This is a genomic window from Marinobacter sp. L-13 (genome assembly GCF_056857715.1).
On the sequence record NZ_JBSXNQ010000055.1, the window covers coordinates 197,604 to 212,671 of the forward strand.

At 51.3% G+C, this 15,068-nt stretch carries 14 protein-coding genes; 8 read left to right on the top strand and 6 right to left on the bottom strand.

The window, feature by feature from the left end; genetic code table 11:
• Nucleotides 1-335 precede the first annotated feature (335 nt).
• Nucleotides 336-818, bottom strand: a complete 483-nt coding sequence (gene rfaH, locus AC13DD_RS11585; RefSeq protein WP_482931191.1) for a transcription/translation regulatory transformer protein RfaH — start codon at nucleotides 816-818, stop codon at nucleotides 336-338.
• The gene (gene cysQ / locus AC13DD_RS11590; RefSeq protein WP_482931192.1) at nucleotides 815-1,591 is read right to left on the bottom strand and encodes a 3'(2'),5'-bisphosphate nucleotidase CysQ; all 777 of its coding nucleotides are present in this window, start codon (nucleotides 1,589-1,591) and stop codon (nucleotides 815-817) included. Before cysQ ends, rfaH begins: the two co-directional genes overlap by 4 nt.
• Nucleotides 1,592-1,752: 161 nt before the next feature.
• Here cysQ and AC13DD_RS11595 point away from each other — a divergent pair, with 161 nt between their 5' ends.
• Both AC13DD_RS11595 and AC13DD_RS11600 read left to right on the top strand, forming a co-directional pair.
• A complete protein-coding gene (locus AC13DD_RS11595; RefSeq protein WP_482931193.1) occupies nucleotides 1,753-3,114 on the top strand; it encodes an MBL fold metallo-hydrolase in 1,362 nt (453 codons plus the stop codon).
• A gap of 128 nt (nucleotides 3,115-3,242) precedes the next feature.
• Nucleotides 3,243-4,457, top strand: coding sequence for an IS256 family transposase (locus tag AC13DD_RS11600; RefSeq protein WP_008172129.1), 1,215 nt, complete (start codon nucleotides 3,243-3,245; stop codon nucleotides 4,455-4,457).
• Between the two features lie 12 nt (nucleotides 4,458-4,469).
• On the opposite strand, the gene AC13DD_RS11605 is transcribed toward AC13DD_RS11600, so the two are convergent.
• The 4 genes from AC13DD_RS11605 to AC13DD_RS11620 all read right to left on the bottom strand — a co-directional run bounded on the left by AC13DD_RS11605 (nucleotide 4,470) and on the right by AC13DD_RS11620 (nucleotide 8,272).
• Complete coding sequence (locus tag AC13DD_RS11605) at nucleotides 4,470-4,904, bottom strand: pilin (protein WP_482931194.1); 435 nt, start codon at nucleotides 4,902-4,904, stop codon at nucleotides 4,470-4,472.
• A 72-nt stretch (nucleotides 4,905-4,976) separates the two neighbouring features.
• Entirely contained in the window at nucleotides 4,977-6,167 is a 1,191-nt protein-coding gene (locus AC13DD_RS11610; protein ID WP_482931195.1) for a serine hydrolase domain-containing protein, read from the bottom strand.
• Nucleotides 6,168-6,235: 68 nt separating this feature from the next.
• A complete protein-coding gene (locus tag AC13DD_RS11615; protein WP_482931196.1) occupies nucleotides 6,236-7,687 on the bottom strand; it encodes an O-antigen ligase family protein in 1,452 nt (483 codons plus the stop codon).
• Between the two features lie 105 nt (nucleotides 7,688-7,792).
• Complete coding sequence (locus AC13DD_RS11620; protein ID WP_482931197.1) at nucleotides 7,793-8,272, bottom strand: pilin; 480 nt, start codon at nucleotides 8,270-8,272, stop codon at nucleotides 7,793-7,795.
• A gap of 427 nt (nucleotides 8,273-8,699) precedes the next feature.
• Here AC13DD_RS11620 and pilB point away from each other — a divergent pair, with 427 nt between their 5' ends.
• From pilB to tsaA, 6 genes are all read left to right on the top strand, one after another.
• Nucleotides 8,700-10,415 (top strand): type IV-A pilus assembly ATPase PilB, encoded by a 1,716-nt coding sequence (gene pilB / locus AC13DD_RS11625; protein ID WP_482931198.1) that lies wholly within the window; start codon nucleotides 8,700-8,702, stop codon nucleotides 10,413-10,415.
• A 2-nt stretch (nucleotides 10,416-10,417) separates the two neighbouring features.
• Nucleotides 10,418-11,638: a type II secretion system F family protein gene (locus AC13DD_RS11630; protein ID WP_482931199.1), complete on the top strand. Its 1,221-nt coding sequence runs from the start codon at nucleotides 10,418-10,420 to the stop codon at nucleotides 11,636-11,638.
• Nucleotides 11,639-11,730: 92 nt separating this feature from the next.
• Complete coding sequence (locus AC13DD_RS11635; protein WP_482931200.1) at nucleotides 11,731-12,606, top strand: prepilin peptidase; 876 nt, start codon at nucleotides 11,731-11,733, stop codon at nucleotides 12,604-12,606.
• Nucleotides 12,607-12,609: 3 nt separating this feature from the next.
• Nucleotides 12,610-13,209 (top strand): dephospho-CoA kinase, encoded by a 600-nt coding sequence (gene coaE, locus AC13DD_RS11640; RefSeq protein ID WP_482931201.1) that lies wholly within the window; start codon nucleotides 12,610-12,612, stop codon nucleotides 13,207-13,209.
• The gene (locus AC13DD_RS11645) at nucleotides 13,202-14,296 is read left to right on the top strand and encodes a hypothetical protein (protein WP_482931214.1); all 1,095 of its coding nucleotides are present in this window, start codon (nucleotides 13,202-13,204) and stop codon (nucleotides 14,294-14,296) included. Before coaE ends, AC13DD_RS11645 begins: the two co-directional genes overlap by 8 nt.
• Nucleotides 14,296-15,039, top strand: a complete 744-nt coding sequence (tsaA, locus tag AC13DD_RS11650; RefSeq protein ID WP_482931202.1) for a tRNA (N6-threonylcarbamoyladenosine(37)-N6)-methyltransferase TrmO — start codon at nucleotides 14,296-14,298, stop codon at nucleotides 15,037-15,039. Before AC13DD_RS11645 ends, tsaA begins: the two co-directional genes overlap by 1 nt.
• Nucleotides 15,040-15,068: the final 29 nt, after the last annotated feature.

Below are 15,068 nucleotides of genomic sequence, written 5' to 3' on the forward strand. Positions count from 1 at the left end.
CCCACCGACCAGGGCCCAGTGTTTTAAGGTCATGAAGTTGGATTATCTTTAAAGCGACGGGAAACAGGCAAAAGGAAGGGGACAACTGACTCCCAACTGATTCCCTGTCGGTAGATGAATGTACTGTTTCAGAAGCGTGACGATTTTACGGCAATGTCTATGACAAGCAAGTGACAAAAAGTCTGGCACATGGGTTTTCAGTGAGTTGCGTTGGTAAAGAATTGTTAAAGTGACGCAGATGCAACTATTTTTGCACAGGAGACACTATCGGCGGGACAAACATCAATCGAAAAAGCTCTTTGCCAACGGCCACAAACGACAGACCCTGGCGGAAACTAAGAGGATTTCAGGGCAGAGACCGGAACTTTTACTCTTTGCCGCTTTTGCATAAAGTTGATGAGCACTATGGCACGCGCCTCACCGTCGTACGCCTGAAAAATGGCATTGATGCCTTCAAATGGCCCTTCGTTCAGCTGCACGGACTGGCCGGGCTTGATACCACCCCGCTCTGCCACTGAATCCAGGCTGTTTTTTATGTGCTGGATGACCTCATCGCTGATAGCTGCAGGCGTGTTGGCAAAACTGACAATCCTAAGAACACCGCGGGTCGAACGCAGTTTTGCCCATTGGGGATGGCTTTGTTCCAAGTTCACGAACAAATAGCCGGGGAACAAGGGCTCCAGTTTTTTTGTGCGCTTGCCCGCCTTGATTTTCTCAACGGTAATTTTTGGGTAGAAGCAGGCAATGTCCTGATTCTGGAGGTGGGTTAGGGCTCTGTCGCCCTGGGCGGGTTTGTGCTGGAGTGCGTACCATGTCATGGCTGCGGAATATACCAGCTTCCTGCAGCAATGAAATAAGGATTTAACACATCTTGTTTACCGTATTTCAGTGGTTCGCCATCCACCGCCTGAACCTTTCCTCCGGCAGCCACCAGCACCGCCTGAGCTGCGCCAGTGTCCCACTCGCAGGTTGGCCCCATGCGCGGGTAAATGTCAGCGTGGCCCTCGGCAATGCGGCAAAATTTGAGCGAGCTGCCAGCCTGCACCAGTTCGTGCTCACCAAGATTATCGATAAACGCTCTGGTTTCTGGGTTCAGATGGTTCTTGCTGGCTACCACGCGTTTCACGTCTCTCGGCTCCGCCACCCGAATTCTGTGAACCTTGCCTGTGCGATCACGCATATGGGCGCCCTCGCCGACCATACCCCAGTAGGCTTCTTTCAGGGCCGGAGCGATGACAACACCCATAACCGGCTCACCATCCTCAATCATGGCGATATTGACGGTGAACTCACCTGTGCGTTGAGTGAAATCCTTGGTGCCATCGATGGGGTCCACCAGCCAGAACCGGCGCCAGTGTTTGCGCTCTTCCCAGGGAATGTCTTTGCCTTCCTCGGAAAGAATGGGGATGTCGCGACTTATACGGCGCAGGCCATGAACGATGATGTCATGAGCGGCGGTGTCTGCAGCTGTGATGGGCGAATCATCCGCCTTGTAGCTTACCTTGAAGTCTGACTGATAGATATGCAGAACCTTCTCGCTGGCCTCGTCTGCTACCTTTATGACGTCCGGGAGGATCGAGCTGTAATGCATGTGATTCGCTTCCTGCTTCAGATCAATTTGGGAGCAACAAGTTGGGGTCAGATGAACTTTTCATCTGACCCCGATTTCATAGACCGATAGTATCATCTATAAATTAGGGGTCAGAAGAAAGCTTTCTTCTGACCCCGGCTTCACCAGAAAAGGACTGCAACATGAAACTTCGCTTCCTCGGCGGCACAGGAACAGTCACCGGCTCGCGCTACCTGCTCTCGGACGACAAGCACCGGGTACTGGTGGACTGCGGCATGTACCAGGGCGTGAAAACCCTGCGCCGGCGCAACTGGGCGAAGTTTCCGGTGGATCCTTCCACCATTGATGCGGTTGTGCTCACCCATGCCCACATCGACCATTCCGGCTACCTGCCTGCCCTGGTGAAGAACGGATTTAAAGGCAAAGTATACTGCACCAAGGCGACCCACGAATTGTGCAAGGTTCTGCTGCCGGATGCCGGCTTCCTTCAAGAGGAAGATGCCAAGTATGCATTCCGCAAGAAGTTCTCGAAGCACGAAAAGCCGGAGCCGTTGTTTACCGAGAAAGATGCCTGGGAAGCCCTCAAGCATTTTGAGTCTCTGCACTACCATGAGACGTTCGAGCCGGTGAAAGGCTTTCAGGTAACCTTTACCCCTGCAGGGCATATTCTGGGGTCATCCTGTGTGCACGTTCATCACAAGGGCGCAGACAGAACGGTTGTATTCAGTGGTGACGTTGGACGTCAGAATGACATCATCATGCGGCCACCGGAGCCCCTTCAGAAAGCCGATGTGCTGGTGTGTGAGTCAACCTATGGTGATCGCGCTCATGGTGAGACAGATCCGGAAGCAGAACTGGCCGAGATCATCACGAAAACAGCTGGGCGTGGCGGTATTGTGCTTATACCTGCCTTTGCCGTTGGCCGAGCGCAGATGCTGCTGTATGTGATTCACAAGATTATGGGGGATGGGAAGATTCCCAAGCTCCCCGTTTTCCTGAACAGCCCCATGGCCATCAAGGCTACGGAGATATTCTGCAAGCACCATAAAGAACACAAGCTCAGTGCGGCGCAGTGCGAGCTGATTGATGACAAAACCAATTTTGTACGCAAAGTGGAAGAGTCTATTGAGCTAGATGCGGTGCGTTATCCCTGCGTGATTATTTCGGCTAGCGGGATGGCAAGCGGTGGACGAGTGCTGCACCACTTGAAGACGTTGCTGCCGAACCCTCGTAACAGCGTCGTGTTCGCTGGGTTCCAGGCACCGGGTACTCGTGGGGATGCTTTGGTGAATGGGGCGGAGTCGGTTAAGATTCATGGTGAGTATTGGCCGGTTAAGGCCGAGATTCATAATCTGGATTCGCTCTCGGCGCATGGGGATTATAACGAGATTCTTGCTTGGCTGGAGCAAGGCTCGCTCAAGCCTGAAAAGGTTTACGTCACTCATGGGGAGATGGTTGCGAGTGACGTAATGCGGAAGAGGATACGTGATAAATTTGGCTGGGATGTTGAGGTGCCGGAGTTGTTTGAGGAGGTGGAGATATAACCATTCCATAACCTATATGACCTGGCATCCTGGAGGCCTGTAGGCTTCTTTCCGAGGCTGTAAACCAAATTGTGTAACTGCCCACGACTGAGTAACCTTTTCAAAAGGATACCATCGTGGGTACGCAATTGGACCAAGAAAAACTCAAAGCCATGGCCACCGAGCTGGCCAAGGACATCAAGTCTGAAAAAGATCTAGGAGCCCTCACTCAGCAACTGGTCAAGCTCACCGTCGAGACCGCTCTCAACGCCGAACTGGACGAGCATCTTGGATACGAGAAGCATGCTCCTGAAGGCCGTGGCACTGGCAACAGCCGTAACGGCTATTCTGCCAAGCGCCTGAAGGGCCAGCACGGCGAAGTGGCGATAGAAGCCCCTCGTGACAGGGACGGCTCCTTCGAGCCGCAGTTCGTCCGTAAAGGCCAGTCCCGCCTGACCCAGATGGATGACCAGATCCTGGCGCTATACGCCAAGGGCCTGAGCACCCGGGATATCGTGGACGCCTTCAAGGAGATGTACGACGCGGACATCTCGGCAACACTGGTTTCCAAGGTGACGGAGCGTGTGATCGATCAGGTTCACGAGTGGCAGAATCGCCCTGTTGATCCGATCTACCCCATCGTCTATCTGGACTGCATCGTTCTGAAAATTCGTCAGGACAAGAGGGTGATCAACAAGTCCCTATATCTTGCCCTGGGCATCAACATGGAGGGCCAGAAAGAGTTGCTGGGCCTCTGGCTGGCCGAGACCGAAGGTGCGAAGTTCTGGCTATCGGTACTGACGGAACTGAAGAACCGTGGTCTGGAGGATATTCTGATCGCCTGTGTGGACGGTCTCAAGGGCTTCCCGGATGCCATTGCGGCTGAATACCCCCAAACCAAGGTTCAGCTCTGCATCGTGCATATGGTTCGGAACTCGCTGCGCTACGTGTCCTGGAAGGACTACAGGGCGGTTACTGCGGACCTGAAGCAGATCTACCAGTCTGCTACGGAACACGAAGCCCGGCAGGCGCTGGAGGCCTTTGGCGAACGCTGGGATAGCCAGTACCCTCAGATCTCTCGCTCCTGGCACAGCCATTGGGACAATATGATCACGCTCTTCGAGTACCCTCCGGCGATCCGGAAGGTCATCTACACCACCAATGCCATTGAGTCACTGAACAGCGTTATCCGCAAAGCGACCAAACGTCGCAAGCTGTTCCCTACCGATGACTCGGCACTAAAAGTGGCCTTCCTGGCGATCCAGCAGGCATCAAAGAAATGGACCATGCCGATCCGTGATTGGAAGCCGGCATTGAATCGCTTTATTATCGAATTCGGTGACCGCCTGGACGGCCACCTGTAATGGGGTGGGCAGTTACACAGATTTATTTACAGGCTCTTCTTTCCATTGGGAAGAGCCGCTTTTATCAATCAAACAACTCCAAGAACCCTCAACTGTTCGCTCGAACCGAATCACAACACCTGTCAAAAAGGGTAGTGCCTCGTCTCCCATGGTCACCTGAAGGTGACCAGAACCGTCAGCATTTAGGTTCGCTATAGGCGTGAGCGAATCCTCTAGAGTCAAAGAAGACGGCACATACCCCAAATCATGATTGCTTACGGCCAAGCCTTCAGAGATCCGGAATTCAAAACTAGACTTATAAGTTCCTAGCTCCCCTAACGCCCGATTCACCTGGGTTTTAGCTACGCTGGTTTGGTATTGCGGTATGGCTATCGCTGCCAAAATTCCAAGTATAGCAACAGCTATCATTAGTTCGATTAATGTAAAACCCGAATTCTTAACGTTCATATTTCGCTCCGCAATGGATCGCCTCACTCAACTTTGCATAGCAATAAACAAGCCAACGATTTTACTTCGGTTTCAGTCGTAGAATTCCGTCAATGATTCTGCAACAAATGAATAAAATTGCTTTAGCGATTCGCCACCATCATTCGGAGCGCCAGCGCCGAGCCAGATAAACACCCCTCCTTTTTTGTCAACAATTACGGCAGAAGTTGTTCCGGGCAGCTTCCCTCCTTGGATAAATAAGGGAATGGACTCTGGTTGAGCCTGGAACTTATACAAACCGAAGCCGTAACATTCTTGCAATTCTGCTTTGTCACACCGCTCAGCGGACCCTCCCTTTAAAATGTTGAGAGGCGACCACTCCAGAGACTCTTTTACCAAAATTGCCAATTCCGAAGCGTTTCCAGACAACCCTACAGATGAAGAAAGAGAGTAGAAGTCGAAGAGAGAAATATAATTGTTTGTGAAAAAATTCTCATGCCTCATATCATAGGTGACTTCATCCTCATAAAATGGGCCATCAATAAACCGGAAAAGCTTTGATTTGAAGTCAAACTTTCCAGCTATATAAGCACGAAACTCTTGTTCCGTAACAGCTTCTACGACCAAGCCGAGCAAACAATAACCCAAATTAGAATAACTGACATTCGACCCTGGGTCGAACTGCAAAGACGTGTCCCTTATTTTATGAGGCATGCTTGGGCACCATGGTTTCTTCTTTGCCATAAACATTAAATCTTGGGTTTTCTCTCTATCCCAACCAGCTCTGTGCGTAAGCAAATCTTGAACCGTTATTTTCTCCACCCTGGGATCGAAAAAGTTACCCTCCAAACCTAATATTTCAGTTAACTCTGAATCTAGCGAAAGTTTACCTCTGTTGATTAAGTCCAAAATGGCAATCGATGTAACCACCTTAGTCACACTCGCGTACCTGTAGCGATCAACATCACTCACAGCTCGACCACTCCAAAACCCATACTTCCATCCCATCTCACAATGATGCAGCTGCCCTTCGGGCTCAATATAAGCAACCTGACCAGAAAGCGCTTTCAGAGCAACTGAACCTTTTTTTTGAACGCTCTTAAGCCATTCAGGCGAATCATTACTGCACGATATGGAAAACTGGGAAAACGGCACCTGTACGAAGAATAATAGTCTTGAAAAACCAAGTGGGTTATTAACTAAAGCCCATGAAACCCCACTTACAACAGCCACCAAAATTAAAACTATTAAAAAATCCGAAAACCTACCCCTGACAAGTCTCATTTTCCAACCCCACTTACAAGCTTAAAACGCAAGAAGAAACCATTAAAAATATAAATAGATATCGCTACTCATCGTGGGAAAATACCATGTAGCCAAAAACGAGGCATCCAATAATCAAATCCAAGTGACCGATAAATAAAGCTATCCTCAATCATCAGATAGTAATATCGATGAACACCAAAAATGAAAACAAAAATCAGCAAACCTAGCGAAAATCGTACAACTAGATTGCTGCAGCGAAAGTCAACTGTTAAACGCCCCCATCCCTTTGGCCGCCCGCAAACCAAGTATATCTCAGCAAGAAAAATGGACCAAACAAACAAACCGACTATCATCGACGAGGCCGATATATAAATTCCGGAAAAAAGTGAGTGAACTAGAGAAGCAGTTATTGACGCAGAATATACAACTATCCTTTGCCGCTGCGCCTTATCGCCACAATTCATCATTACAATAGATTTTCTAAAAATTTGGAAAATCGAGAACAAGACAATAATCAGGGCGATCCACCCATACTCTGCTGCCACCAGTAGGTACATATTATGGGGAGCCCCATATCGGAGGCCATCTTCCATGCCCTCAGTCAGTGATTGGTGCGTCATCCATGACATTCCACCCATGCCAAATGGAAAGTTTTGAAAGCTCATCAATAGCGCCTCAGCCCACAGGATAAGCCTACCAGAGCCACCAGTATGGAAACTTAAACCACCCTTCGACTCCCAAGAAAGAAACACAGGGAGCAAATGATTCAAACAAACCCAGAGTATTAGACCGCCGATAAGCAGTTTAACCATCTCTTTGAAAAACAACTTAACTTCTTGTAAATCTTTAGACAAAAGACCCGCTATTGCCGTAATCGAAACCAATGATAAAAGACTACCTCGAGAGGCAGTGGCAAAAAGCATCCAGACCCATAACACACCGAGAAGATGTGGGCCCCATTGAAATAGTGGGTGCCACTTCCTCTTCCCGAGAATCACTAATGGAATCAATGGCACCAGCCAAGTGGCTGTGTGGCTCCAGAATCGAACATTCTCGAATCTCAAAGGGAACTCTCCATTAAACCCGCTCATTATGTAAGGTGCCTCGCCAGACAACCAATAAAAACCGAAGTTTAAACAGATAAAGAAACCGCCAATTATTAATGAAAACGCGGCGAATGCATACGCCCCGACTTCATTCAAATCTCGTATTCTAATGTAATTGGCTAACCCTCCAGCAGATAAAGCAAACAACAGATAGCTTGAAATCTCAACCTGAGCGAAGAATCCAGCTTGTCGCGAGGGTGTAAAAGCCGCCATTAAAAAGAACAAATAGAAGAGAGGGCTAAATGCCACTTTGCCTTGGCTTGGCTTTTCAAAAAAGATGGCAAAGAGAAAGATTGTGGCCGACAGCGAAACCAAGAAAATTCTCTGAAATGAATATAGATCAAATTCCAAGATAATTGGTTCGACGAAAAAAACGACGAGCAAAGAAAAAACATAGAGTAGAGAAAGCGAGACTGCCTTTCGATCTGGCACTTTAAGCTCCCTCGAAAAACGCTGATCTTCTAAAGAAGAATCTCATTGAAGCCTTTAAAAAAAAGGGGCCTAAAGAGGCCCCTTCATACAAACTAAATCCAGCAATTAGTTTGTGGTGGTAGCAGCCGTTCCACAACCTGCAGGCTGATATTTAGTATCGGTGTTTGTGGTACAAGACCAAACGCCATTTGCGTCACGTGCCCAAGTCAAGGTATCGCCGTTGATTGCAGATGAAGCATTACCGCCGAAGGTAGCGACCAAACTAGCGGTGTTATTAGTAGCGTCAATGGTTGCGACCAAGCCTGCGCCTGTTCCGGACCCCTGAAGGTTAACTGCACCCAAAAGGTTACTAGCAGTCCAGCCAAAATTGCAGTTTGCTTCTGCAATGCCGTTCATCATACAGTTCTCGGTAGCAGTACGAACTGAGCCAACTTCACTCATGACACGACTTACCTGTGAGCGTGCGATGTAATCTTGGTACTGCGGAATCGCGATGGCAGCGAGTATACCGATGATGGCGACAACGATCATCAGTTCGATAAGGGTGAAACCTTTCTGGGCGTGATTGATTTGGATGTTCTTCATAGTCGACCTCTGTGATTGTCGTTAATTAACTCTATCCTGGCCCGGGCCCGGTGGAGTTAAGCCCCGCGACCGGTAGTTTGAGCCTGTCAGATCTAAAGCATTCGGTGTGCCAAGTTTTTTAAATGCAAAACAATGAGAAATACTGACTTATAAACAGCCACTTAACCGAATTTCTGCTTAGATTAGGGGCCCCACCAGTTCAAGGAATCGATGCCCAACGACGTCAGTCGGTGACAATTTTTGTCACTCTGAATCACTCTCGCTCGATCCATGTACTGAAGAAGGGTCAGAAGAAAGCTTTCTTCTGACCCCGGTGCGTGCCGCATATCAAATAGGGTCCTTTCCAAACCGGAGCTAGCCATCTAAACTCATTGGAACTTTCAAAACACCCGTTTCAGCAACTTAGGCTGCGCTCCTTATCTAATTTATGTCTACCAATAAAAGTAATATCACGCTTACGGGCCTTGCGAGGCGTTTCGTGGATGACGGACTGCTGGACGAGGCGGTAGCAAAGGATGCCTTTATTCAAGCGTCCCAGAACCGTATACCTTTAATCACCTATCTCACTCAAAACAATCTTGCCGATAGCTCCAAGCTAGCGTTCTCTGCAGCTATGGAGTTCGGGGTTTCGGTTCTGGACCTCTCTGCGTTTATGCCAGAAATGATGCCGGAGAAGGTAGTAGATGAGAAGCTGGTTCGTAAGCACAACGCGCTTCCGCTATACAAGCGGGGAAACCGTTTATTCATAGCCGTCTCAGACCCCACTAACATTCAGGCCTTGGATGAGATCAAGTTCAACACCGGCCTCAGCACAGATGCCATCTTGGTGGACGACGCCAAGCTCAGAGAAGCCATCGATAAGTATCTGGAATCTCAAGATACCTCTATGGGCGATCTTGAGGATGCCGATCTTGAAGGAGTAGAGACCGAGGGTGGAGAACAGGAGGACGATAGCGCAGTTACCGCCAGCGAGGTAGATGACGCTCCCATCGTCAAATATGTGAACAAGATGCTGCTGGATGCTATCCGGGGCGGTGCCTCCGATATTCACTTCGAGCCCTATGAAAAGGTCTATCGGGTTCGGTACCGGACTGACGGGATACTGAAAGAAGTTTCCAGACCCTCTATTAAACTGGCCCCGAAAATTTCGGCCCGAGTGAAAATAATGGCTCAGTTGGATATTTCTGAGCGTCGGGTACCTCAGGATGGCCGAATTAAAATGAAGCTGTCCAAGACAAAAGCCATCGACTTTCGCGTGAATACTCTGCCCACGCTCTGGGGTGAGAAAATTGTTCTTCGAATTCTGGACCCCAGCCAGGCGAAGCTGGGCATTGATGTGCTTGGCTATGAAGCGGACCAGAAAGAGATGTACATGGATGCCCTGAAGCAGCCGCAGGGCATGATTCTGGTGACCGGCCCCACCGGCTCCGGTAAAACGGTTTCTCTGTATACCGGCCTGAATATTCTGAACACCCCGGATATCAACATTTCTACCGCGGAAGACCCGGCGGAAATCAACCTGGAGGGTATCAACCAGGTAAACGTGAACAACAGAGTCGGACTGGGTTTTGCCGAAGCCTTGCGAGCATTCTTGCGCCAAGATCCCGATGTGATCATGGTGGGCGAGATCCGAGATCTGGAAACAGCCAACATCGCGATTAAAGCAGCGCAGACTGGCCACCTGGTTCTCTCAACACTGCACACGAACAGTGCTGCCGAAACTCTTACGCGGATGATGAACATGGGCGTGCCCTCATTCAACATCGCAACCTCCGTTAGTCTAATTATTGCTCAGCGCTTGGGTCGCCGACTGTGCAGCGCTTGCAAGCAGCCCTTTGACGTCCCGAAAGACGTGCTAATGGAGGAAGGGTTCACACAGGAACAAATTGATACAGGCTTCACGTTGTACCGCCCCAAGGGCTGTGATAAATGCAATGGAGGATATAAGGGCCGCGTCGGAATTTACGAGGTGGTAAAGATTACCGACGAGCTGGCGAACATGATTATGGAAGAAGCCAGTTCCATCAAAATTGCAAAGCAGGCTCAGGCCGAGGGCTTCCGTAACTTGCGCCAATCGGCACTTATGAAAGTGATCGAGGGCGTAACAAGCCTTGAGGAAGCCAACCGCGTGACGAAGGATTAAGCATGGCAGAGAAAGCGCAAAAGCTGGAATCGTACGTTTGGGAAGGGAAAGACCGCAAAGGTAACAAGTCCAAGGGCGAGCTAACCGGCTCCAACCTTGCACTGGTTAAGGCACAGCTTCGTAAACAAGGGATTATTCCGGATAAAGTAAAGAAAAAGCCCAAGCCGCTTTTCGGTGGCAGCAAGAAGATTACCCCCTTCGACATTGCCATGCTGACTCGACAGCTTGCCACCATGATGAAGGCGGGTGTGCCTCTGGTTCAGAGCTTCGATATCGTTGCGGATGGTCTTGAAAACAAAGGACTGCAGGAACTGGTAATGAGCATCCGGAATGATATCTCGTCCGGTACCAGCTTTGCCGGGGCCCTTCGAAAGCATCCGAAATACTTCGACAACCTATACTGTAACCTGGTTGACTCCGGGGAAAAGGCTGGTGCGCTGGAGCAGATGCTCGACAGAATCGCTACCTACCTCGAAAAAACAGAGCTCTTGAAGAAGAAAGTTAAAAAGGCAATGACTTACCCAATTGCCGTTATTGTGGTTGCAATCGTTGTCACAGCTATCTTGCTTGTGAAGGTTGTCCCGCAGTTTGAGAGCCTGTTCCAGGGATTCGGGGCGGAGCTGCCCGTTTTCACTCAGATGGTTGTAGAGCTTTCCGAATGGCTACAAAGCTGGTGGTTCGTTGTGCTTCTTGGCATTGTAGGAACGATATTCCTGTTCAAAGAGGCAAAACGCCGCTCTCAGAAATTTTCTGACCTCGTTGACAAATATGTACTTAAGCTGCCGGTGGTTGGCGAAATCCTCGATAAATCGGCCGTCGCCAAATTCGGCCGAGTACTTTCAACTACCTTTGCTGCCGGTGTTCCATTGGTGGATGCACTTGACTCAGTAGCGGGCGCAACAGGCAACGCAGTTTATCGCGATGCCATCGATCGAATAAAGAACGACGTTTCAAGCGGCACCCAACTGCAGGCATCCATGCGCCAACAAGACGTATTCCCTGTGATGGCAGTCCAGCTAACGGCAATCGGTGAAGAGTCCGGTAATCTGGATGAGATGCTGGCAAAAGTTGCAGAACATTATGAAGCTGTAGTCGACGACATGGTCGATAACCTGACCTCCCTGATGGAACCAATGATTATGGCGGTTCTGGGCGTTCTGGTCGGTGGTTTGATCATTGCGATGTATTTGCCGATCTTCCAGATGGGTCAGGTTGTTGGTTAAAAGCTTACCTGCAAGGCCCGCTGCTTTAAGGCGGGGTCAGAAGAAGGCCTTCTTCTGACCCCGAGTTACCCCGCCTGATTCTCGGATAATTGATGATTACTCTGGACGCCTTTCTCGCCACTCCCTGGCTTCTTTTTCTTTCCGTCACCTTCGTATCCCTCTGCATCGGCAGCTTCCTGAATGTTGTCATTCTGAGGCTGCCGAAAATGATGCACCAGGACTGGCGCTGCCAGTGCGAGGAATTCCTGGAGCTGCCGGACAAGCAGCGAAAGCAAGAAGAACGGATTACGCTTTCCAAACCGGCTTCCACCTGCCCTTCCTGCGGCCATGGCATTCGGGCGTGGGAAAATATTCCGGTGGTGAGCTGGCTGGTTCTTCGGGGCAAATGCGCTTCTTGCAAGGCGCCTATCTCGCCCCGTTACCCGATCATTGAGGCCGTTACCGCGATTTTCTCAGTGGTGACCATTGCTGTCATCGGGCCGAACGAGTCGGCGCTGTGGGCCCTTCTGCTGGTTTGGGCTCTGGTGGCCCTGACCGTTATCGATTTCGACACCCAGCTACTGCCAGACAGCATTACGCTGCCCCTGATGTGGCTGGGCCTCGTGTTGAATTATTTTGGCGTGCTGACGGACTTCAACAGTGCCTTTTGGGGTGCGGTGGCAGGTTATCTCTCCTTGTGGTCTGTTTACTGGCTCTTCAAGCTGGTAACCGGCAAGGAGGGCATGGGCCACGGAGACTTCAAACTGCTTGCCGCACTCGGCGCCTGGCTGGGGTGGCAGTTGTTGCCAGCGGTGATTCTGCTTTCCTCGGTTGTAGGTGCCGTTGTCGGTATCAGCCTGATGGTGTTCAAGAAGCATGGGCGGGAAGTTCCGATTCCGTTTGGGCCCTACCTCGCCACGGCAGGGTTGATTTGTTTGTGGTTTGGCAGTGAGATTCAGGCGTTCTGGTACGGATTCCTGGGAGTCTGATTCATGAAGATTGCTGGCCTTACCGGCGGGATTGGTTCCGGAAAATCCACTGTGGCTCGCTTGTTTGGTGAGCACGGCGTGCACTGGGTGGATGCCGATGATGTTGCCCGGGAGGTGGTTGAGCCCGGTACGCCAGCGCTTGCTGAGATTGCCAAGCACTTTGGGGAGGAGATTCTCACGCCCGAGGGTGCATTGGATCGTGCGCAGCTTCGCGCAATTGTCTTTCAGGAGCCGGAAGAGCGAGTTTGGCTGGAGTCGCTGTTGCATCCGATCATCCGCGAGGAATTGATTCGGCAATTGAATCCGGAAAACTACCAGCTCCCCTATGTGCTTCTGGTCTCCCCTCTCCTCCTCGAGACCAATCAACACGAACTGGTTGACCGCATTATCGTGATCGACGTGCCCAGGGACGTTCAACTTGAACGCACCATGGCTCGGGACACCAATTCCCAAGAGCAGGTTGAACGGATCATTGCGGCTCAGATGTCCCGTGAAGATCGGCTGGCGCGGGCGGATGAGGTGATTGATAATGACCGCCCTCTGGATGATGTAACGCGTAAGGTGCGGGAGCTGCATGAAAGGTTGCTGGTGGAATTTGGCTGACTGGTTTTTCCGCTCTCGTTTTGCAGGTCTTGCGGCTGCACTCTTCCTGACACTCTCTTCCCCAACCCACAGCATCGAGCCGGTGTTTGAGGTTCGGGAGCGCTCTGTGGCTGAGATTCTGTCTCCGGCACAGCTCCCGATCGGCTTCTACACATTTGAGCCAGACGAATACTGGGCAGATCCGCGGGATTCCTACTGGCTCAAATTCAGCAACTGGGTACTGCGGCAGGAGCGTCTTCACGGGCAAAAGATCCAGTCGGTGGGCCAGTGGGCAGACCGTACCTTATCGGGCAGCGCCCAGAGCCTTCCCAACAATGAGAGCTACCTGCGCATAGGCTTTGCAACGGAATCCGAATACGGCGACCCGGCCCAGTTTGAGCCTGAGGCTCGGTTCCGGCTGGATATTCCCACCACCCGCCGGAAACTGCGCCTGGTGATCGAGAGCGAGAGCGAAGACCTGATTCCTCTCGGGGAGCGCCAGCGGGACCGGCAGCTTACGGAGCCCGAGCGTTCCGATACGGAAGCCACAGGTGCACTGCGTTACCTGACCCAGATTGGTGACGCCATCAACTTTTCCAACGACGTGGGTGTGCGCCTGCGACTTCCTCCAGACGCGTTCTGGCGGGCAACGGCTGAGAAACGTTGGCGGCTGGACGACAAGTGGATTCTGAACGCTCAGCAGCGGTTTTATTACTTTCATCAAGACGGCTGGGGCGAGCGAACCTGGATTGGCGTTGGGCGCCCGGTGGGCAATGACTGGTATTTTCGCTCGTCGTCAGAACTGGAGTGGGTGCACAACGACAAGGAATTTGTTGCGGCTCAGATATTCAGCATGCGTAAGCGCATGAATAACCGCTTGATTGTAACGCCCCGGCTGGGTGTGCTTGGGGAAAGCAAACCTTCCTGGCGCACCACATCAGCATTCGGCGATCTCACATTCCGCTACCGTCTACACAGCAACTGGCTCTATGCGGAGCTGATTCCAGCACTGGAATTTCCCCGGGAGGAGAGCTTTAAAGACCGTGCTTCTGTGGTGTTTCGGGTGGAAATGTTTTTCTCCGGTATCATTGAGGATGATCGTTTGTAATGCCAAGACACCCCTCGAAACCCGCGGCCGAGGCCCTTACTCTCACGCCTATCGCCATTACCCGCTCATGCTTTCAGGACAAGTTCGGGGTGCCTCGCCAGCCGGGGCTGACCCGTCATGCCCGGGCCGACCTGATTATCCAGCCACCGTTTGACCGGGAAGATGCCTTTCGTGGGCTGGAGACCGCCAGCCACCTTTGGCTGACCTTTCAGTTTCACGAGGCGGTGCGGGCAGACTGGCGGCCCGTGGTGCGCCCTCCCCGCCTGGGCGGCAATCGCAAGATGGGTGTGTTTGCCAGCCGGTCTCCGTTTCGCCCAAACAGCCTCGGCCTCTCGGTCGTTCGCAATGAGGGATTGGTGCGCAAAGATGGACAGCTCATTCTCCGCATCAGTGATCATGACCTCATCGAGGGCACACCGATACTGGATATTAAACCCTACCTTCCATTTGCCGATTCAGTTCCTGAAGCGACATTGGGCTGGGCAGACTCGCCACCCACGGAAAAACTCGACGTGGTTTTTCTGCCGGAAGCGGAGGCCCAGATTGGCAAGCTGTCACCCGAAGAGTATCCGGAACTTCGCCCGCTGATCGAGGATGTGGTGGCTTACGATCCACGCCCCTCCTTTCGCAGAGGACGGGAAGAAGAGCGCATTTACGGTGCGCATCTGTACGATTTGAACGTGCGATTCCGATTCGTGAATGATCATTCACGGAAACGTGTCGAAGTGCTGACGGTCTGTTAAACTGCTTTTGGTGATTTTGTAGTCGACAC